Source organism: Pseudomonas sp. PMCC200344 (genome assembly GCF_030053095.1).
In the GTDB taxonomy this organism is placed as follows: domain Bacteria; phylum Pseudomonadota; class Gammaproteobacteria; order Pseudomonadales; family Pseudomonadaceae; genus Aquipseudomonas; species Aquipseudomonas svalbardensis.
On the sequence record NZ_CP125618.1, the window covers coordinates 726,433 to 745,664 of the forward strand.

Consider the following 19,232-nt stretch of genomic DNA (forward strand, 5'->3'; position numbering starts at 1 on the left):
CCCTCGTTGACGAACCGTCATTTTCATTCTTTAGACTGCGCCGGCCTGAACCCAGGCGACGCTCTATGACTTCTTTATAGGGGACTTCAATGTCCGTACGACGCACACGTAAAGACGATGGCAGCCAATGGACAGTTGCGGACAGCCGCAGTGTTTACGGGATTCGCCATTGGGGGGCCGGGTACTTCGCGATCAATGACGCCGGTCGCGTCGAAGTTCGTCCGAACGGTCCGACCAGTTCGCCTATCGACCTCTTCGAGCAAGTCGACCAGCTGCGTAAAAGCGGCCTGTCCTTGCCGTTGCTGGTGCGTTTCCCTGACATTCTGCAAGACCGCGTGCGTCAGCTGACCGGCGCGTTCGACGCCAACATCGAGCGTCTGGAATACCAGAGCAAGTACACCGCGCTGTACCCGATCAAGGTTAACCAGCAAGAAGCGGTGATCGAGAACATCATTGCGACCCAAGACGTGTCCATTGGTCTTGAAGCCGGCTCCAAGCCTGAGCTGCTGGCCGTGCTGGCCCTGGCGCCGAAGGGCGGCACCATCGTCTGCAACGGCTACAAGGACCGCGAATTCATTCGTCTGGCGCTGATGGGCCAAAAGCTCGGCCACAACGTGTTCATCGTGATCGAGAAAGAATCCGAAGTCGAACTGGTGATCGAAGAAGCCGCCTCGCTCAAGGTCAAACCTCAGGTTGGCCTGCGTGTGCGTCTGTCGTCCCTGGCGTCGAGCAAGTGGGCCGACACTGGCGGCGAGAAATCCAAGTTCGGTCTGTCGGCGGCGCAACTGCTGTCGGTGGTCGAACGTTTCCGCGCGGCGGGCCTGGATCAGGGCATTCGCCTGCTGCACTTCCACATGGGCTCGCAGATCGCCAACCTGGCTGACTACCAGCACGGCTTCAAGGAAGCGATTCGTTACTACGGCGAACTGCGCAACCTTGGCCTGCCGGTGGATCACATCGATGTCGGCGGCGGTTTGGGCGTGGACTACGACGGTACGCACTCGCGTAACGCCAGCTCGATCAACTACGACATGGACGATTACGCCGGTGTTGTGGTCGGGATGCTCAAGGAATTCTGCGACGCGCAGAATCTGCCGCACCCGAACATCTTCTCCGAAAGCGGCCGTTCCCTGACCGCTCACCACGCGATGCTGGTGGTGCAAGTGACCGACGTCGAGAAGCACAACGACGACGTGCCGCAGATCGACAACAAGGAAGAACTGCCGGAAACCGTGCAGTGGCTGGTTGACCTGCTGGGCCCGACCGACATCGAGATGGTCACCGAAACCTACTGGCGCGCCACGCACTACATGAGCGACATCGCGACCCAGTACGCCGATGGCAAGTTGACCCTGGCCGAGAAAGCCCTGGCCGAGCAATGCTACTTCGCGGTGTGCCGTCGCCTGCACAACTCGTTGAAGGCTCGTCAGCGTTCGCACCGTCAGGTGCTCGACGAGCTCAACGACAAGCTGGCCGACAAGTACATCTGCAACTTCTCGGTATTCCAGAGCCTGCCGGACACTTGGGCCATCGGCCAGGTCCTGCCGATCCTGCCGCTGCACCGTCTCGACGAAGAGCCGCTGCGCCGTGCGGTGCTGCAAGACCTGACTTGCGACTCCGACGGCAAGATCAAGCAATACGTCGACGAGCAGAGCATCGAAACCAGCCTGCCGGTTCACGGTTTGAACGACGGTGAAGACTACCTGCTGGGTATCTTCCTGGTCGGCGCCTACCAGGAAATTCTCGGCGACATGCACAACCTGTTCGGTGACACCGACTCGGTGAACATCTATCAGAACGCTGACGGCAGCGTGTACCACGCGGGTATCGAAACCCACGACACTATTGAAGACATGCTGCGTTACGTGCACTTGTCGCCGGAAGAGTTGATGACCCACTACCGCGACAAATGCGCCAGTGCCCGCATCACCGCCGCCGAGCGCACCCAGTTCCTCGACGCGCTGCGTCTGGGTCTGACCCGTTCCTCTTACCTGTCTTCTTGAGGTAAGGCACCGCTCTCATCAGGTTGTCTGAAAATGTTCCGCACGCTGCGGAAATTTCAGATGACTTGGTGAGATGCCTCTCTGATTTCAAGCGAAATGACTTACATTCTTGGCCATCCAAGCGATGTGGTCTTCTTTTCGCGTAGGTCATTTCCTAAGTTGTACTTCGGCACTCTACTCGGCCAACTCTCTCGGAGAGAATCCCCGACCGCCCCTCCAGTAGAGAATCGCCGATGTTCGATCCAGTCAACGAGCCGTCATTTCGTCTGGATGTAGAGGGCCTGCCCGACCCCTTTGAGGTCTTGGCCTTTACCGGTAGAGAAGCCATCAGCGAGCCTTTTGTGTTCGACGTGGATCTGCTGATCGATGACCCGACACTCGACCTTGCAAGCCTGCTGTACCGTCCGGCCTTTTTGCATGTCGGGCCTGCGGGAAACGGCTTTCACGGACAATTGCATGAACTCGTCCAGCGTGACCATGACTTGGCTGTCAGGCTCTGTCGCGTACGTCTGGGGCCGAAGCTGGCGTGCCTTTCCCTGCGCTTTAGTCAGCGAATTTTCAGCGCACGCTCGGTGCCGCAAATCCTCAGTCAGGTGCTCAAGGAACACGGTATTGCCGGCATGAATCGGCGCTTTGAGCTGGGTGGCGATTACCCGCGCCGTGATTTCTGTACGCAGTACCGGGAATCAGACCTGCAATTTATCCAGCGTCTGTGTGCCCAGGAACGGCTTCACTACCATTTCGAACACGGCCAGCGCGGGCATTGCGTGGTCTTTGGTGAGGGGCAGGGGCACTTTCGTTTCGGTGAGCGCGCGGTCTTCCAGGTCGAGAGAGAGCAGCCGGCCGTGCGTCAGTTCAAGCTTCTGGGGTGCGCTGGGCAACGAACCGCGCCGATTGCCGAAGGTCGGACGGACCTGACGGCGCTGCGCAGCGGTCAGTTGATGCCGCTGTCCGGTCATCCAATCGCCGACTGGAATCATCTCTGGCTGCTGACCCATGTGGAGCATCAGGGCCGCCAGGATTTAGCGGCGTCCTACAGCAACCAGATCCGCGCGATTCACGGGGAGGTGCCATTTGTGTCACCTCATTCTGCAGTGAAACCCAGAATGCACAGCCTGCAACGGGCCTGGGTGGTCGACATTGATGAGTCATGCCCCGATCCGTCCAGACCGGTTGCCGTGCAATTTGACTGGCTCTATCAGGGCGAGGGCGCGGTGCCCAGCCACTGTTGGCTGCCGGTGGCCGCTGAACTGGGCGACGCGGCAGTCACGCAGTTGAGTGAGGGGGCCGAGGTGGTGGTGAGCTTTATCGAGGGGGATCCGGATCAGCCGCTGATTACCGGGATTCTTCACACCCCTTCGTCCGTTGAAGAGGCTGATGAGGTCGGCTCGCCGCGCACACCCGCGACAGATGATGTCGAGGGCTTGCTGGAGCTTCTGCAATCGAGCGAACCCTTGATGTTGCTATGTCTGCTGCCCGGTGGCGGCAGTTTCAACCATTGCACGCAGGCCCTCTGCACCTGCCGGGCGGCGATGCGGTTTGATCAGAGCGGTGCGGCATGATCGCCGCGACCCCGCAATGGCTATTGCTGGATATACCGGGTGCGTCACAGGCGGGGGCGATGCTGCAACAGCAATTTGCGCATGCCCGTTGGTTCTGGTTGTTCGAAGGCACTGAGTGGCATGCGTTGCGTGAACACGGCCCGGCCCTGATCGACCTTTGGACATGCCCTGCGCTGGCCGGGTTGTGTGACAGCGAAGTGCCCCTCTGGCGCGGCTTGCTGATGGCCAGCGAGGTGTCGTCGTCGCAGCTGCTGGAGCATTTGCGCCGCATGCTCACGGTCACGTTCGGTCTGCATCACCGAGCCTTGTTGAGTTACTACAACCCGCAAACGGCCAGTTACTTGTTCGATGCCTGCGATGCGCAGGAGCTGAGTCGCTGGCTGGGTCCTATCAGCCATTTGCGCTGGTTCGGCGGGACGTGGGCCGATCGTGCGATCGGCAGTCAGGGCTGGCAGCAGTTGGTCAATCCGGGTCTTGCCGTCAGCCCTTTGGCGGTTGAAGAAAACCTCAGTCCTCGTCAGCAGGAAAAACTGCAAACCTGCCTGCTGGAGCAGCATGCCTGGCACTGGAGTCGATCCACCGGGACTGACTACAACACGCTGTGGTCCCACGTGCAGGAAGGGTTGGCGCTGGATTTTACTGAGCGCCCGGTACTCGATGACTGGTTGTGGCTACGCTTGCAGTACCCCGGCGCTTTGCCTGGGCACGCATTGCCGGGACTCACCCAGCAGGAGCGTCTCGATAGCCTGCGCAACCTGTGGCAGAACGATCAGCCCTGAACACGAGGTTCAACATCGATGGCGAGCACCACACGGCGGTTGTTCAGCCTGATAATCGGCGGCGTAATGCTGGCTGTGATGACGGCGTGCTCGCCGCTGAAGTTGCTCAATGCGCTGACCCCCGACGCAACCTGCGACAAGACCGAGGGCATTGCCTATGGCGCTGATCCTCGGCAAAAACTCGATGTGTATGTGCCGCGCCCTCCCGTGAAAAACGCCCCGGTAGTGGTGTTTTTCTACGGCGGCAGCTGGAACAGCGGTTCACGCAGCGATTACGCTTTTGTCGGCGAGGCCTTGGCGTCCCGGGGGATTATTGCGGTGCTGGCGGACTATCGGTTGTATCCGCAGGTGCGTTATCCGCTGTTCCTTGAAGATGGCGCCCGGGCTGTGGCCTGGACCCATGAACACATTCGGCAGTTTTCTGGTAATCCGCAGCGGTTGTACCTGATGGGCCATAGTTCCGGGGCCTACAACGTCGCGATGCTGGCGTTGGACCCCGGGTTACTGGGGGCGGTGGGTCTGTCACCGCACAACCTCAGCGGTTGGATCGGCCTGGCCGGGCCCTATGATTTTCTGCCAATCAAAAATCCGCAGGTGCGCCCGGTGTTTTTCTGGCCGGATTCACCGCCGCGGTCGCAGCCGATCAATCATGTCAGTCGCGGCGCGCCACCGGCCTTGTTGATCGCGGCGAGCGACGATGAGCTGGTCAACCCGGCCCGCAACTCCGGTGGTCTGGCGCGCAAACTGCGCGAGGCGGGCGTGCCGGTGCAGGACCTGTATTTCTCGCGCACCAGCCACGCCACGCTGGTGGCGACGCTGTCCCGGCCGATGCGCGGTTTGGCTCCGGTGCTGGATGTGGTCACGGCCTTCGTCAAAGCCACGCCGACTCAGTGAGCTTTGCCTGCGAACCAGCCGTCGTTTTTGTGCAGGTACCAGGCAAACGCGCCGAGAGTCAGGCTGCGCAGCAACATGAACAATAAAAAGGTTATCCACAGTCCATGGTTGCCAAAACCTTGCAGCGCCCAAGCGAACGGCAGCAACAAAACCACGGTCAGCAGCATGCCGTTGCGCATTTCACGGGCACGGGTGGCGCCGATAAACAACCCGTCGAGCAGGTAACTCCCGACCGCAATCAGCGGCAGCGCGGCGAGGTAGGGCAGGTAAATGAACGCCGTGTCGCGCACGCTCTGAATGTTGGTCTGCATCTCGATAAACAGATGCCCGGCGAACAGGAACAGCACGGCAAAACCCAGGCTCGCCAGCAACGACCAACCGCAGGCCACCACCAATGAGCGGCGTAGGGCCTCTCGATCACGAGCACCAATGGCATGCCCACAAAGGGCTTCCACGGCGTGGGCCAGGCCGTCCAGCGCATGGGCGGTCAGCAGCAAACCGTTGAGCAGCAGCGCGTTGGCGGCGACGGTGGCATCACCCAGTCGTGCGCCTTGCACGGTGATCAGGAAAAACACCGATTGCAGCGCCAGGCTGCGGATGAAAATGTCGCGGTTGACCGCCAATAGCGGCCGCCAGCTCTGCCACAACGCCAGCGCGGCCCAGGCGATGTGGCCGGGATAGGCGCGCAGGGCATTGCGGGTCATCAGCAGGCCGATCAGCGCGCCGGTCCATTCGGCGATCACCGACGCTCGGGCCGAGCCGACCACACCCCAATCCAGCCCGAGAACGAACCACAGGTTCAGCGCGATGTTCACCAGGTTGGTGCTCAGCAGAATGGCCAGCGGCGCCCGGGCGTTCTGAGTGCCGAGGAACCAGCCGACCAGCGCATAACTGGCCAGTGCTGCCGGCAGACCGAACAGGCGCGTGTGGAAAAACTCGCGGGTCAGCTGATCCAGCTCCGCCGACGGCTGCATGAAGTGCAGCGCGACGCCGCTCAACGGGACACCCAGTGCTCCCAGGACAATGGCCAGGCCCATTGCCAGCAACAGACCCTGCAGCAAGATCTGCCGCAATGCCGCGCCGTCCCCACGCCCGGCGGCCTGTGCGGCGAACCCGGTGGAGCCCATGCGCAGAAAACCCATGGCCCAGGCGAGAAAGGTATACAGGCTGGCCCCGACCGCGACGGCGCCCAACTGATGGGCGTGGGGCAAGTGGCCGATGACGGTACTGTCGACCAGCGCCACCAGCGGTACGGAAATGTTCGAGAGAATCATCGGCGCGGCGAGCGCCCAGACTCGACGATGGGTAGGGCGGTCGCGCCAGTCGGCGATCAGGTTGGACATGCAGGCTCCTTCGGGGAGCGGGCATTGTAGCGGTTGATTCGGGATTTGCTGTGAATCAGAAATCGACCCCTCACCCCAGCCCTCTCCCCACGGGGGAGAGGGGGAAAGGGAGCCGATCTTCATGGTTTTCAGAACCTGAGTTCGACGCGGAATTTCAGGTCGATGTAGCTCCAAGAACACCTCGGTCAGTCCCCTCTCCCTACGGGCGGTCCGACGTTTCGGGAGGGCTAGGGTGAGGGTTGGATTTCAAGCCGATCAATGAATTATCCAGCTCAACAACCACAACCCCAGCAGCAACCAGATAATCCCCATGATGATCGACGCATTCATGAACGCCCGAATCGCCGACCACAACAGCATCAACCCCAAAATCAGCGCAATGATGCTGATGATCGACGCGTCCATGCCCAGCGCACGGGACAGCCCGTCGACAAAGTTGCTGCCTGCGTGGCTCAACAGATTGAACAAGCCGCTGAGGCCGTCAACGATGAAGCGAATTACTGAACCGAGTGCCTGGCCGAGCCATTCGAAAAAACTTTCTACCTGCATGTCGTGAGCGTCCTTGATGAAAGTGGTGGCGTGGTTGCCGGACTTGAGCCTTGGGCTATCGAGCAGGGTGCCGAGTTCCCTCCAAGCATAGTGGTTTTGCAACGCTTGCCGCTTGCCTTCATTCCTTATCCCCCCGAAGCTATACGCCTTCAGGAGAGCCCGATGAACCTTGTTGAACTGACCGAACGCCTGCACGCCATCCGTGACCGCAAGGACTGGCGGCAATTTCACAGCCCGAAAAACCTGGCCATGGCCGCGAGCGTGGAAATGTCCGAGCTGGTGGAGATTTTCCAGTGGCTGACTGAAGACCAGTCGCGCCAGTTGCCGGCGGACAAGCTCGCCCATGCCGGGCAGGAAATCGGCGACATCGTGCTCTATCTACTGCTGCTGTGCAGCGAGTTGGGGTTGGACATGAATGACGTGGTGCGCAGCAAACTCGCGGACAGCGAACGGAGGTTCAGCTGATGAGCGACCGTCATTTCGATCAACTGGCGACTCGCTTCGCCGAAAAAATCTACGGCGGTGCCAAAGGCGCGATCCGTTTGGCGGTGCTTCAGGCCGACTTGGCCGAAACCCTGCCGGACCGACCTTTGCGCGTACTGGATATCGGTGCTGGTCTGGGCCACATGTCGTTGTGGCTGGCCCAGCGTGGTCATGAGGTCACGCTGGCCGAGCCCGCCGAGCCGATGCTCGAAGGTGCCCGCCAGCGCTTTGCCGACGCCGGGCAAACAGCAACGTTCATTCAGGCGCCGTGGCAGGATCTGCTCGGCCAACTCACCGAACCCTACGATTTGGTGCTGTGCCACGCCGTGCTGGAATGGCTGGCCGAACCGCATGCGATCCTGCCAGTGCTGCATCAATTGACCAAGTCAGACGGCTGGTTGTCCCTGGCCTTCTACAACCGCGATGCGCTGATCTATCGCAACCTGCTCAAAGGCCACTTCCGCAAGATGCGCAAGAACGACATGGCCGGCGAAAAGCAAAGCCTCACTCCGCAACAGCCGCTTGATCCGCGCGAACTGGCGGCGCAACTTGAAGGCTTGTGGCAGGTCGAAACCCAGAGCGGGGTGCGGGTTTTTCACGACTACATGCCGGTGGAATTCCAGGCCCGCGTCGAACTGGTGGACTTGCTGGAAATGGAGCTGGCCCACCGTCGTCACCCAAGCTTTGCCGGGCTTGGGCGCTACTTGCACTGGATCTGTCGGCCGGTCTGATCGGAGCGCGAAATGAACAGTCGTTCGGGGTTATTGGTGATCTGTCTCGGGTTGGTGGCCTGTCAGGGCAGCAATCCTTATGTGGCGTCATCCAACCCTTTGCCACCCGCGCCGCCTCAGGCGGCCAACACCTTTGACCGCAGCGCCTACCCGGCCCCGCCGCGCGACTACGGGCGATACCGCAGCTGGGCCTGGCTCAACGGGCAGCTGCCGCCGGGCACCGCCTGGGCGGATTCAGCGCAGGTCGCCGAAGCCGTCAGCAATGCGCTCGATCAACGTGGCTTGCGCCCGCTGCACGATAACCGCCCGGCCGACCTGTTTGTCAGCGCCGACCTGCACCTGGAAACCCGCCTGCGTCAGGTTCGGGACGACTATGGTTATTACGGCGGTGGTTATGGCGGTTACAACCGCTACGGCAGCGGTTACGGCATGTACAACACCGTGCCGATCGTTCGGACTTATCAGGAACAGGTTGTGGTGGTGCGGGTTGATCTGTTTGATGCCGGCACCGGTCAACCGGTGTGGAGTGCCAGCGCCGAAACCAGTAACCGAGGTAGCCAGAGCGAGCGTGTCGATGCGATACGGGAGGCTGTAGAAAAGGCGATGTCGGCGTATCCTCCTAGTTAGCTTCTGTCGTTAAGAAGCTTTGCGCAGGTTCATGTCTTCTACCGGAGAAATACCATGTTCCGCCGTCTCGCTTTACTGGCTGTGGCCGTGCTGCTCAGTGCCTGCGCCAACCAGGTCAATCATGACTTCGATGCCAGCCGCGACTTCGCCGCCTATCGCAGCTGGAGCTGGAAAGAACCCGCCCTGCAATATCGCCCCGATGATCCACGGATCAAGAGCGACCTGACTGAACAACGCATCCGCCAATCAGTGACCGATCAGCTGGATCAGCGTGGCCTGCGTCCGGCTGCGGGTGGCCAAAAGGGCGATTTGAGCGTGCAGACCTATCTGATCGTCGAACAGCGCCAGCAACAAGTAACCACCAACTACGGCGGCGCTTGGGGTAATCCATGGAACGGCTACTGGGGTGGGCCGATGTACAACGAAACCCGCAACGTCAGCTACAAAGTGGCGATCATCCAGATCGACCTGCTCGACGGCAAGGACGGCAAACTGGTGTGGCGCGGCAGTGACGAGCAGATACTCAGCCGCACAACGAACCCGTCGGATCGCAGCACGGCGATACGCGAAACGGTCGGGCGAATTCTCGCCAACTACCCACCCAAATAAACAGCTGGACGATCTTTTGCTTGTGATCTGCGCGCAGCCCGGGAAAGCGCCAACTACACTGCTGTTCACCCATGGAGGTAGCCTTCGGCTGTGCACCGGCAAAGGAGTGCGCGATGTCTCCCCGTTTGCAGTTTCGCAGCCCGTCCCGGCAACGGGGGGCGATCGGTTTGATGGCGGCGCTGACATTGGGCATGGCCCTGATGTTCTTGCTGGTCGTGGTCGACAGCGGTCGTTTGTACCTGGAAAAACGTGACCTGCAGCGCGTAGCGGACATGGCCGCACTTGAAGCATCCACCCGAGGGGGTGATTGCGCCGCGGGCAACACCGCCACCGTCTATGCCACCGCCAGCGCTAACCGCAACGACTTCACCCTTCCTGACCCCAATCGCAATCTGCTGGTCGCTTGCGGCGCCTTGACCCTGGATGCCAATAACCTTCGGGTATTTGGCGCCGACCCAAGCAAGAGCGAAGCCATTCGGGTGATCGCCAGCCATTCGGTCCAGCAGAGTGTCGCCGGTGGTGTCGGCGCCCTGTTCGGTGGCGCTCCACGCGCGGCGACCATCAACCTGACGGCCAGCGCTGTCGCCGCATTACCGCCACCCCTGGCTTCGCTGACCATCCGCAGTACGGCGCTGAGCGTCGATACCAGCAAGTCCGCCACGCTCAACGCGCTGTTCGGTGGTTTGCTCGGGGGCAACCTGAACATCAACGCGGCGGGCTGGAACGGACTGGTGAACACCAACATCAGCCTGCTCGGCTACCTTGACCGATTGAAGGTCGACCTTAACCTCAGCGCTGCCGGGTATGACCAGGTATTGGGCAATACGATTGCCGTCAGCCAGCTGATTCAGACCGCCGTCAATGTACTGGACCCCGGCGGCACACTCGGCGCGACCGCAACCATTGCGAGCCTTCAAGCGCTGAAGGTCGCGGCAGGCGCAACCACCGTCGTACTCGGCAACGTGCTGCACGTCGAGGCTGGCAGCACCGTGACGGCGCTGGCGACCAACCTGAAAGTGTTCGACCTGATCGAGGCGGTCGTGCAACTGGCCAACAAGAAAAACGGCCTGGTGGCGACGTTGCCGATCAATCTGGCGGGCCTGGCGCAAATCACCGCCCGGGTGCAGGTGCTGGAGCCTCCGCAGCTGTCAGCCATTGGCAATCCGAAAAACGCCGCGCTGGCTCCACTGGGGCCTAACCGCATCTATGTGCGAACTGCCCAGATCAGGACATTGCTGTCGATCGACTTGCCGGTGCTCAATTCCATCGTGGCGCTGATCAATGCGGTGGCTGATCTGGCAGGCCCGCTGACCAACACACTCAACGCCTTGCTCAATCTCAATCTGGTGGGAGTGCTCAATTCACTGACCTGTGCCTTGCTCGTGCCCTGTCAGACTCCCGACATCATCGTGCTGCCGCCACCGATACGTATCGACGTGGGGCTGGACGTCGCCAGCGCCAACAGCTATGTCACTGCCTACAGTTGCGTCAGTACCACCAACAAAACCCTGACCACCAATACCAGCACTTCGCTGGTAAATCTGAAGATCGGCAAGATCGATCCAGCCACCGCTTTCGGCAGCAACACCACGCCACCGGCGGTAGTGGTGCAGCCGTTGAAGGTGATCGATATCGGGGTGAAAACCTGTCTGAGGATTCTGTTCCTGCCCATCTCCTGCGACCCACGAATTCCGGGCGTCGGCGGCAGCATCAGTATCATGGCCGACACGACCGTGGCGCAGAGCGCCAACATGCCGCACGTCTATTCCGCACCGCCGGCCACCAGCCTGCCGGAGATCAACCAGCCACCGTTCTACTATTCCTATTCCACCAGCAATATCGTCAGCAGCCTTACCGACACGGCGACCAATATCAAAGTCAACATGTACGGCCCGACGGGCAGTCTGGTCGGTGGTCTGGGGGCGATCCTAAACACTGTCACCACGTTGCTGGTCAACGCAATCAACAGCGTGCTCAGCCCGTTACTCGACACCTTGATCAACACACTGTTGCTCAGCCTGGGGATCGATCTGAACAAGGTCGATGTCGGCGCCAACCTCAGTTGTCACTCGGGACGAGCGACGCTGGTGATCTGATCGTCGGCGGCAATCGGCAGTTCGATACAAAACCGTGCGCCCTCGACCGAGTTTCTGACGCTCAGTTTTCCGCCCATGTTCTCGACGATGCCGTAACTCACCGACAACCCGAGCCCGGTGCCGACACCCACGGGTTTAGTGGTGAAGAATGGCTCGAAAATCCGCTCCAGCAACCGCGGATCGATACCGCCGCCATTGTCCTCGACCCACAGTCGCACCGAATACTCATCACGTTCGGCGTACACCGAGATCCACGGTTTGAACTCGCGGTCGGCCTCGCGTTTGCCGAGCAACGCATCCCTAGCGTTGACCATCAGATTGATCAACACCTGTTCGAGCTGATCGACGTAACCGCGCACTTGCACGTCAAACCCGGTCTCGTTGACCCGCAGATCGACCCCTTTGCCGCGCATCCCTTCGGCCAGCAGCGACAGCGTGCCTTCGATGGCTTGCGCCGGATTAAACGGATGCTGCTCGATCTCCGAGCGGCGGCCAAACACCCGCATGTGATCCACCACCCGCGCGGCGCGCTGGACCTGTGCATCGATGCGGTTGAGCTTGTCGGTCAGGTAGTCGATCTGCGCATCGCCGTTGCTCAGACGCTTGAGCACGTTGACGATGGCCATGCGCATCACATTCAACGGCTGATTGATTTCATGGGCCAGCCCTGTGGCCATTTCACCGAGGGTGGCCATTTTTGCACTTTGGGTGAGCTGCTGCTGGGCGCGGCGGACCTCGGTGTTGTCGCGACCCACGGCCTGAATCTCCAGCAAATGGCCGTGTTCATCGAACACCCCGCGATCCGACCACACCCACCAGGCATGTTCCCGTCCCGGCAGTTGCAGGTTGATTTCCGCGGTGCTGACCGGGAATTCCGGGCTGAGTCGGCTAAGCCGCTGGAGAAACGCTTCGCGCTGTTCCTGCGACATCCAGCTGCCCAGATTCACCCCGGGCAGTTGCTCGGGCTGGCACTCCAGGTAAGTCGCCAGCGGACGGTTGCCGAAGGTCAGGGACAGGTCCGGGCGGTAGCGGCAGATCATCGCCGGAGAGTCTTCCACCAGGATCCTATAGCGTTCTTCACTCTGCTTCACCTGTTCGGCGGCCAGGGTTGCTTCGGTGACGTCCAGCCACAGGCCGACGGCTTCCACCGGCAAACCAAGGTCGTCGCGCAGTAGCTTGGCTTCATCGAGTAGCCAGTGGTATTCGCCGCGACTGTCGCGCAGCCGATAACGGGCGCGCACCGAACCTTCGCGCAGCAAATGCCGGGTACGTTCGAAATACCGATCGCGGTCCTCTGGGTGCACCCTTTCAACCAAGGCTCCCGTCGCGCAATCAGCCAGTGTCCAGCCGAGCAGCGGCAGTAGGCTGTCACTGAAAAACGTCGGTTGCAGCGCACCTTCAACATAGCGCTGCACGTAGATCACCGCCGGTGAGCTGGCGATCAGATTGTCCAGTCGGGCATGGGCCGCCGCGGCGTTTTGTTCCTGGTTTTTGATGTCGCTGATGTCGAGCATGAAACCCACCAACCGCCGGTTTTTACCGATGCCCAGGACCTGGCCTTGCAGGCGATACCAGTTCGGCGTTTGTGCCAAACGCACGCACAGCAGCAGCGGGGTGCCGTCGCCTTGCAAGGCTTGCAGACGACTGCTCAGCTCTTCACGGTCGGCGGGGTGCACCCGATCAAGCCAGTCGTGCAGCGGCAAACGATCGATCGCAAGGTTCAGGTGACTGGCCAACGACGGCGCCAATTGCACCTCGCGACTGTCGCTGAACACCTCCCACCATCCGGTGCCGAGCAAGGCTTGCAGCGACTCCAGCCGTTCCAGTTGCAGATGGTGCCGGTGCTCGCGCAAGCGCTCAAGTAATGGGCCTGCCAGCGCGGCGGTCAGTTGTAACCAGTCGCGATCATTCAGGTCGGGTGCCTGTTGCTGCACCGGATAAAGGCCACACAGCAACCAGGCGACCACACCCTGGGCATCGTGATAGGGCACCGCGAACCCTTCGGCATTACCGAAGATGCCTTGCAAACGGGGATGTTCAGCGGGCGTCAGGCATTGCGGCGCAGAGCCGTTCAGACTGTCGAGCCCCGTGCCCAGGCGCTGAGCGTTTTGCCACAAGTGGGGCGCGTCGAAGGCCGTGTAATGCTGGTGAATCTGCCAGCCTTCTTCCTGTTCATCGAGTAACGCCACTGCAATGCATGGCATGTGGAAACGCTGGGCCAGGCCTTGCAGCTGTTCCACCAACACCTCGGGCAGGCGCGTCAGGTTGCACCGGCGCAACTGTTCGCCGATCTGCGCTGCGAGTAATTGGCATTGCTCGCGGCTGCGTGATTGCCGGCGATCGAGCAACAAGTCGCCGATGTCCAGCAACTGCAACAGCCAGGCATCGGCCAACGGCTGGACCCAGCCACGCAAGTGCAGGGGTTGTCCGTTGAGGCTGTAAAAGTCCAGGTCCAGACTCTGTCCCTGCCAGTCGACGGGCGAGCCTTCAACGGCGAGGCAGCTGTGAGGCATGAGGAAATCGAGCAGGTGTGGTGCTTGCGCCGCGGGTGTCTGCTGGGCCAGCACATGCCGCAGCGGGCCGGTCAGGTGAATCACTCGACCTTCGGCATCCAGATGCATCTGCAAACCGAAACTTTGCACGCTCAGGGTGTCCACTGGCTGAGGCGGATGGCGGTTGAGCAGGCGCCCGAAGAGTTTGTCTGCGGAACTCAAAATTGCAGGCTCGAACTGGCGGTGAGGTTTGCCGGCAGATTGGGCACTTGGCCAATTCCAGGCAAGGTCAGAAACGGGATGACCTGCTGCAGTTTGCTGGTGGGGTAGCTGATGCTGACCTTCAACACCCCGCCCACGTAGGTGGCGCTGGCGTCGGTGGCGACATTGAAATTCAGTGCGGCAGGAATCCAGGCCAGCTGTCGGCTCAGTTCTGTCGTGGCCACGGTTTTTATCGCGGTGTCGTATCCGGGGGTGCTCGGATCCAGCGCCACGCTTCGGCGCACCGCTTCGGCGGTCGACTGGGTGAACGATTGCATCAGCAACAGCGGCAAGCTGTAAGTGACGATTCCATAGAACACGGCGAAAAAGATGAGAAACACCAAAGCGAATTCAATCGCTACAGCGCCTTTTTGCTTACGGGGGAGGCCTATTTTCATGACTGCGTCTACCCTGATATTCACAACGTGATATCAGCATAGAATCATTCAGCCAAAACGGACGTTTTTTACCGGATGCAGAGCTTTGTATTACTGATCTGGCTGACGCTATGCGCAGCACAGGATGCTCGAGAACGACACATCGCCAATGGCCTGACCCTTGGCGCAGCGGTGTTGGCGCTGGCGTATCTCCTGTGGACGGGCACTACCTGGCTGGGGGCCGAGGCGGTGCAGGGCGGCTGGGCTTTTTTGCTGGCGCTGGCCTTTACCTTGCCCGGTTATGCGCTGAGACGCTTGGGCGCAGGCGATGTGAAACTGATGACCGGCCTGGGCCTGGCGACGGACGGCATGCACCTGCTCGGCGTGTTCATCGGTGCCGGATTGGCCAGTGTGCTGTGGCTGCTGCTGGCGCCAAGAGTCTGGCTTCATATGGGCCAAGGGCTTAGAAATCATCTTCGATATCTGGGGCCTGGAATGTCAAAGAAACAGCCCTTTGCACCCTTTGTATTAGTGGGCCTGTTGCTCACACTCGCCTGGTTTCACTAGTCGACTGTTTTATATACAGAGTCGGAAAGTACGTCTACTTTCAATTCAGTAGTTGTACAGCCTGTGGCTGTCGCTAGAGGAACGGTCAACGTTGACCTTGCATGGAGTCGCACGTGAACAAGCTTTCTTCGGCAGTAAAAATCCTTGTGGTCGACGACCAGCCGTTGATTGTCACAGAGCTCTGTGAGTTTCTTGAAGGTAGCGGTTACCGTTGCGTTCCTTGCGAGACTGGCAAGCAGGCAGTCGAGCGTTTCAATGAAGACGAAGCGATCGGCCTGGTGCTTTGCGAGTTGCACATGCCCGGTCTGGACGGGATTCAACTGGTTCAGGAGCTGCAACGGTTATCCGGCAAGCACCGTGTGTTTGAAGCAATCATGCTCACTGGGCGTGCGGACAAGCAGGATGTGATCAAGGCTTTGCGGGCCGGGTTTGCCGATTACTACCAAAAGCCGATTAATCTGGGTGAGTTGCTCGAAGGGATTGCGCGTCAGGCAGTGGTTTTGCAGGAACGGCAGAAGAATCTGCAGCTGGGGCATCTGGATCAGAAGCTGCAGTATCTTGCCGAGTCGATCGATGATCTGTATCAGGATCTGGATAAGGTTCGGCGTGGGCCGCGGTTGTCGGTTTCCGCTGATGACGATGTCAGTGCTGCGGATCGGGTTGAGATTCCGGCGATTTTCAGTCAGCTGTCGCCAAGGCAGTTGGAGGTGGCGCGGTTGGTGGGGAAGGGGCAGACGAATTATCAGATTGCCTGTGAGTTGGGGATTACCGAGAACACGGTGAAGCTTTATGTGTCGCAGGTTTTGCGGTTGACGCATATGCATAATCGGACGCAGTTGGCGCTGGCTTTGTTACCCAGTCATTCTGGGTTGCGTCAGGGGGTGACTGCGCATTAGGTTTTTGTTGGTGTACCTATCCATTCCGGCGGTAACGACCGCGACTCACTTTTTTATAAGCGCCTGGAATGCCTAAAGCCAGTCAGTTAAGCCGTAACGCGATCTGTAGCAGCAGCCTCGCGGGCTCGGCAGCTGCTACAAAGAGTGTCGCGGTTGGAATTGCCCGGATCAAGACTATCCCCCCGTCCCACCGTCCACCTGCCCGCTCTCATACTGATCAAAGTACTCCGGGATCTCATGCCGATAGCTTTTCAACCAACGCTGCATGCTCAGCTCGCGCTCGGTCGCGGTTGAGGTTTGCGGCTTCTGGGACGCCGCTTTGTTGCTTCTTTGCAGTTGCAGCCAGCCTTCGGTTTCCTGTTGTTGGGCCGAAGCGGGGCCGGGGTCGATGGCGTGAGCGGTGAGGGGCAGGGCCAGCAGGCCGATGCAGCAGACGATGGTCGGTTTCATCAAAAGCCTCTCCCTATTGAAGCGTCGGTGTGGCGGCGGCGACCTGGTTTACGGCGGTCGGGCCGGACTTGCTCGGTGTCTTGAGTCTTTGCGCGCGGGCCTGTGCTTCGGTGACTTGGGCGGGGCTCAGGCCGAGACGGCTGACGAGTTCGGCCGCGCGGCTCCAGTCGTCCTGGTAGATCAGCAGTGTTACCAGATTCAACGCGGCCAGTTGGTCGCTTTGTTTGAGCTCCATGGCCGTCAGGAATTCAAAACGCGCATCCTCGACGCGTAATTGATTGAGGTACACCACGCCGAGGTCGTTGCGAATTTTCTCGTCGGTCGGCGCTAGCCGTGCGGCCCGTTGCAAGTGGGCTTGTGCCAGGCCGTTGTCGCCCTTGGCGGCGGCGAGTTGGCCCAGGCCGTGTTCGGCTTCGGCGGCCAGGCAACTGCCGAGCAGGCTGCGGTACAACGGCTCGGCTTCGCTGCGGCCCAGCAGTCGATAGACCTTGGCCTTGCGCAGGCGCACGTCGGCCAGGTTGTCGGGCAGGCTTTGCAGGTTGGCGAGGCTGGCGTGCAGTTTGCCGTCATTGGCCATGTCATCGGCGAGGTTCAGCGACAGCTGTTCTTCGGAGGTCAGCTTGCCGCAACTGGCCGTGTTGGTCAGGGCGCTCCAGGACGTCGCACCGTTGCTCGCGCAACCGCCTAACAACAGCAGAGTCAAACCGGCAATTATTGCTTTCATAACGATCCCTCTAAGAACCAAAGGCATGGGACAGGGCGGTGAAGCCCGGGCCGGCCAGTACGATCAATAACGCCGGGAAGAGAAACAACATCATCACGACGGACATTTTGGCGGACATCTTGGAGATGTATTCCTGCAAGCGCGTCAGGCGCCGGTCATCGAGCAATTGCTTGAGGGTCAGTAGGGATTTCATCGCACCGCCCCCCTGATGGATCAACTGCTCAAGGATGACGCAGGTGTCGGTGAACTCGTCGACGGCCAGCAATCGGGTGGCTTTGTTCAGTTCTTCGCCCAGTTCCAGGCCGGAATCGACCCGGGCCAATACCAGACGCAATTCATGGGTCAGGGCCGGCAATAATTGTTTGCCTTCATTGCTCAACACGCGCAGCGACTGCTCCACCGCCATGCCCGATTCGAACAGGATGCGCAGCAGCGGAATGAAGGTGGAAATCTCGCTCGCCAGTTGTTTTTGCCGACGCTGCGCGGCAGCAGCCAGCAACCGTTTGGGCAACAGATAGCCGATGCCGGTGGCGAACACCGGGGCCATCCAGTGGTTGTCTGCCTGAGGGAAGAACACGCCCTGGATCAGCAAGGTCAGGGGCAGCGCCAGCACCGGAGCGCCTATCTGGAACGCCGCGAACAGTGAACGTCGCCGGGCGCTGCGCCAGCCGAGACGGTTAAGCAATGCCTGGGTTTCGTTATCCAGGTTGACCGAGCGCTGACCAATTCGGCTGCTGCCCAGCAGCTGTAGCCACTGATTTACCCGGTTGTCGCTCGCCAGTTTGCCGTCGAGTCGTTGCGCCACCTGGCGAACCCGCCGACGGTGTTCCAGCAAACCGCTGAGCAGCAACCACGTTGCCCCCAGAAACAGCAATGCGCAGATCAGCAAAAGCACTTTCATACGCTGCGCAACATGTGCCAGAGCGCCAGGCTGCCGACCACCTGCAAGCCGAACGCGGACGCGAGCATGATTTGCCCAGAATCGTCGTGCCACATGGCGAGCAAGTAATGAGGGTTGGTCGCGAGGAAATAGCCGGCCAGACCAATCGGCAAACAGCCCAGGACCCACGCGGTCACCCGGGTTTCACCGGTCATGGCCCTGAGCTGGCGCGCAGCCTGCTCGCGCTCCCGGATCATCTTGATCAGGTTTTCCAGCAATTCGCTGGCATTGCCGCCATAGCGGTGATTGACCTTCAAACCGAGCGCGAACAAGCGAAGTTCGTCTTTCTCATACAGCTCGGCGAGGTCAGCCGCGGCATCCGGCAGACTGACCCCCAGCTGCACGTTGCGCTGAACCCGCCCCATGGCGTTTTTCAGCGGGTCTTCAGCGGCGTCGATGGCCCCCAGCACCGCATCGGCCAGGGTGCGCCCGGACTTCAGACTGCGCACGGTGTGATCGAGCATTGGTGGCAGTTGTTCGATCATGCGCTGGAGTCGGCGCTGATAACGCCAATTGACATACAGACGCAGCATCAGCGGCGGTAGCAGTAACAGAACCAGCAAGCCGACCCAGCCACCGGTAGCAAATCCGAGCAAGATGCCAAAGGCCCAGAGCAGCAGCCATACCCCCAGACGCTCGGTGGGACGCCCAAGGCCGGCCCGCAGAAAGGCCCGATCCAGACTGACCCAGGAGGTTTTCGCCAGCACCGGCTGCGGTTGCCCCTGGGTCAGGCGTCCCAGTACCCGCTCGGTGCCGGTCTGGCGCAAACCGCGATAAAACAGACGGATCGACAGTCCGAGCAAGACCAGGCAAACGAGGATGAGCAGCACCGGTTTGAGCATGCTGTGG

19 protein-coding genes are annotated in these 19,232 nt (G+C 60.4%); 11 read left to right on the forward strand and 8 right to left on the reverse strand.

Annotation, left to right across the window (positions count from 1 at the left end):
- Nucleotides 1-89 precede the first annotated feature (89 nt).
- The 4 genes from speA to QFW87_RS03200 all read left to right on the forward strand — a co-directional run bounded on the left by speA (nt 90) and on the right by QFW87_RS03200 (nt 5,238).
- Entirely contained in the window at nt 90-2,003 is a 1,914-nt protein-coding gene (speA, locus tag QFW87_RS03185) for an arginine decarboxylase (protein ID WP_283182796.1), read from the forward strand.
- Between the two features lie 233 nt (nt 2,004-2,236).
- On the forward strand, nt 2,237-3,565 hold the full coding sequence (locus tag QFW87_RS03190; RefSeq protein ID WP_283182797.1) for a contractile injection system protein, VgrG/Pvc8 family: 1,329 nt from the start codon (nt 2,237-2,239) through the stop codon (nt 3,563-3,565).
- Complete coding sequence (locus QFW87_RS03195; protein ID WP_283182798.1) at nt 3,562-4,344, forward strand: DUF4123 domain-containing protein; 783 nt, start codon at nt 3,562-3,564, stop codon at nt 4,342-4,344. Before QFW87_RS03190 ends, QFW87_RS03195 begins: the two co-directional genes overlap by 4 nt.
- 18 nt (nt 4,345-4,362) lie before the next feature.
- A complete protein-coding gene (locus tag QFW87_RS03200; RefSeq protein WP_283189791.1) occupies nt 4,363-5,238 on the forward strand; it encodes an alpha/beta hydrolase in 876 nt (291 codons plus the stop codon).
- Here the strand turns inward: QFW87_RS03200 and QFW87_RS03205 are convergent.
- Nucleotides 5,232-6,581 carry an MATE family efflux transporter gene (locus QFW87_RS03205; RefSeq protein ID WP_283182800.1) on the reverse strand — a complete coding sequence of 450 codons (1,350 nt, stop codon included), beginning with the start codon at nt 6,579-6,581 and terminating at the stop codon, nt 5,232-5,234. The two genes, QFW87_RS03200 and QFW87_RS03205, sit on opposite strands and share 7 nt — an antisense overlap.
- A gap of 255 nt (nt 6,582-6,836) precedes the next feature.
- Nucleotides 6,837-7,130, reverse strand: coding sequence for a hypothetical protein (locus tag QFW87_RS03210; RefSeq protein ID WP_283184513.1), 294 nt, complete (start codon nt 7,128-7,130; stop codon nt 6,837-6,839).
- A gap of 162 nt (nt 7,131-7,292) precedes the next feature.
- On the opposite strand from QFW87_RS03210, the gene QFW87_RS03215 reads away from it, so the two are divergent.
- The 5 genes from QFW87_RS03215 (at nt 7,293) to QFW87_RS03235 (ending at nt 11,676) form a co-directional block, all read left to right on the forward strand.
- On the forward strand, nt 7,293-7,595 hold the full coding sequence (locus QFW87_RS03215) for a MazG-like family protein (protein ID WP_283182801.1): 303 nt from the start codon (nt 7,293-7,295) through the stop codon (nt 7,593-7,595).
- Nucleotides 7,595-8,344: a methyltransferase domain-containing protein gene (locus QFW87_RS03220; protein ID WP_283182802.1), complete on the forward strand. Its 750-nt coding sequence runs from the start codon at nt 7,595-7,597 to the stop codon at nt 8,342-8,344. Before QFW87_RS03215 ends, QFW87_RS03220 begins: the two co-directional genes overlap by 1 nt.
- A 12-nt stretch (nt 8,345-8,356) precedes the next feature.
- On the forward strand, nt 8,357-8,971 hold the full coding sequence (locus tag QFW87_RS03225) for a DUF4136 domain-containing protein (protein ID WP_283189792.1): 615 nt from the start codon (nt 8,357-8,359) through the stop codon (nt 8,969-8,971).
- Between the two features lie 54 nt (nt 8,972-9,025).
- Nucleotides 9,026-9,580: a DUF4136 domain-containing protein gene (locus tag QFW87_RS03230; protein ID WP_283189793.1), complete on the forward strand. Its 555-nt coding sequence runs from the start codon at nt 9,026-9,028 to the stop codon at nt 9,578-9,580.
- 113 nt (nt 9,581-9,693) lie between these two features.
- Nucleotides 9,694-11,676, forward strand: a complete 1,983-nt coding sequence (locus tag QFW87_RS03235; protein WP_283189794.1) for a pilus assembly protein TadG-related protein — start codon at nt 9,694-9,696, stop codon at nt 11,674-11,676.
- Here QFW87_RS03235 and QFW87_RS03240 read toward each other — a convergent pair.
- Both QFW87_RS03240 and QFW87_RS03245 read right to left on the reverse strand, forming a co-directional pair.
- On the reverse strand, nt 11,646-14,390 hold the full coding sequence (locus QFW87_RS03240; protein WP_283189795.1) for a PAS domain-containing sensor histidine kinase: 2,745 nt from the start codon (nt 14,388-14,390) through the stop codon (nt 11,646-11,648). The genes QFW87_RS03235 and QFW87_RS03240 overlap by 31 nt on opposite strands.
- Nucleotides 14,387-14,827, reverse strand: coding sequence for a TadE/TadG family type IV pilus assembly protein (locus tag QFW87_RS03245; RefSeq protein ID WP_283182807.1), 441 nt, complete (start codon nt 14,825-14,827; stop codon nt 14,387-14,389). Before QFW87_RS03245 ends, QFW87_RS03240 begins: the two co-directional genes overlap by 4 nt.
- A gap of 75 nt (nt 14,828-14,902) precedes the next feature.
- On the opposite strand from QFW87_RS03245, the gene QFW87_RS03250 reads away from it, so the two are divergent.
- Nucleotides 14,903-15,373, forward strand: coding sequence for a prepilin peptidase (locus tag QFW87_RS03250; RefSeq protein ID WP_008156575.1), 471 nt, complete (start codon nt 14,903-14,905; stop codon nt 15,371-15,373).
- 113 nt (nt 15,374-15,486) lie between these two features.
- Entirely contained in the window at nt 15,487-16,269 is a 783-nt protein-coding gene (locus QFW87_RS03255; RefSeq protein WP_283182808.1) for a response regulator transcription factor, read from the forward strand.
- Between the two features lie 174 nt (nt 16,270-16,443).
- On the opposite strand, the gene QFW87_RS03260 is transcribed toward QFW87_RS03255, so the two are convergent.
- From QFW87_RS03260 to QFW87_RS03275, 4 genes are read right to left on the reverse strand one after another with little or no spacing between them, the layout of a single operon-like run.
- Nucleotides 16,444-16,719, reverse strand: coding sequence for a DUF3613 domain-containing protein (locus tag QFW87_RS03260; RefSeq protein ID WP_283189796.1), 276 nt, complete (start codon nt 16,717-16,719; stop codon nt 16,444-16,446).
- A gap of 13 nt (nt 16,720-16,732) precedes the next feature.
- Nucleotides 16,733-17,443, reverse strand: a complete 711-nt coding sequence (locus tag QFW87_RS03265; protein ID WP_283189797.1) for a hypothetical protein — start codon at nt 17,441-17,443, stop codon at nt 16,733-16,735.
- Between the two features lie 10 nt (nt 17,444-17,453).
- A complete protein-coding gene (locus QFW87_RS03270; RefSeq protein WP_283189798.1) occupies nt 17,454-18,344 on the reverse strand; it encodes a type II secretion system F family protein in 891 nt (296 codons plus the stop codon).
- Nucleotides 18,341-19,225 (reverse strand): type II secretion system F family protein, encoded by an 885-nt coding sequence (locus QFW87_RS03275; RefSeq protein ID WP_283189799.1) that lies wholly within the window; start codon nt 19,223-19,225, stop codon nt 18,341-18,343. The genes QFW87_RS03270 and QFW87_RS03275 overlap by 4 nt, the downstream gene beginning before the upstream one ends.
- Between the last annotated feature and the right edge of the window lie 7 nt (nt 19,226-19,232).